This is a genomic window from Fulvivirga lutimaris, assembly GCF_009711525.1.
GTDB classification, from domain to species: domain Bacteria; phylum Bacteroidota; class Bacteroidia; order Cytophagales; family Cyclobacteriaceae; genus Fulvivirga; species Fulvivirga lutimaris.
Genome location: NZ_SMLV01000401.1, coordinates 29,411 through 30,526, shown reverse-complemented (window position 1 = coordinate 30,526; position 1,116 = coordinate 29,411). Strand labels below are relative to the sequence as shown.

Annotated in this window: 1 protein-coding gene; it reads right to left on the bottom strand. The window is 37.3% G+C overall.

The genetic code is table 11. The features are described from left to right. Positions 1-1,116 (bottom strand): glycoside hydrolase family 97 N-terminal domain-containing protein (locus E1140_RS13935; protein WP_185153596.1); only part of this gene is annotated, 1,116 nt, incomplete at both ends.

The following is a 1,116-nucleotide window of genomic DNA, read 5'->3' as shown; positions in this document are numbered from 1 at the left end:
GCTGCATGAAGTCCACTTTAATTCCTTTTGCATCCCAATTTTTATAGGTTTCCAGAATCTCGGTAAGGTTTTCATCCAATGGTTTCCATAACACCCAAAGAATAATTTCTACACCTTTTTCTTTTCCATATTTTATCAGTTCAGGAACATCAATATCTGGATTGTACTCCAGAATTTCTGTTGTTGACTTGGTCCAACCTTCATCAAGGATCACATATTCGATGTTATTCTTTGAAGCAAAATCAATGTAGTATTTGTAAGTAGCGGTATTAATTCCTGACTTAAAATCTACTCCATAAATATTATTGGCATTATACCAGTCCCAGGCAACTTTACCGGGTTTTATCCAATCAGTATTTTTGATCGCAGTAGGTTGTGCAAGCTGATAAGTAAGGTTACTTTCAACAAATGTGCGGTCATCATTACTGATAATAAACACCCGCCACGGAAATCCTCTCTTCCCTTCAACTTGAGCAATGAAATTAGCTTCTTTAGTGATAGTTTGATTGCGATCTGGAGATTGTTCTGCTGGAACCGCTTCAAGCACATATTTAGGAAAAATAGCTTCCAGCGTTTCTACTCCGCTGCCTTTCATAAACATTCCGGGGTAATCATGAAGTGCTGTTTCAGTAAATAAAACTTTGCCATTTTCTGTGCTAAACAATACCGGCAGGCTGCAAAATTCTTTGTCTGATATTTCTGTTAGTGATTTGTCTAAATACAACCTCTCGTTATGCGAATACATGGACTCTTCTTGAGGGAAAAGTGAGCGGGTACCTTTTGGGAAGGAGAGTGACAGATTTTCTGAAACTACATTTCTAGCTGCTTTATTAATATCTTCAAACTGATAAGCCACACCGTCATTATATGCTCTAATGTAGAGATTATAGCCACCTTTAAATTCTATTGAAAGTTGGTTATATTCATCTTTTATTTCTGAATCCTTATGAGGTACAGCAGGTCTAATTATTGAAGAGAAGCTATTGACAGAATGCTTCTTTATTTTTGGACTTACACCAAAATCAGCTCCAGCTGAAAAGTCCATCCCCACTGTGACTTTCTCTATAATAACATTGCCATCAAGCGTGGCTGACCAAGAGATATTATCAGCACAGC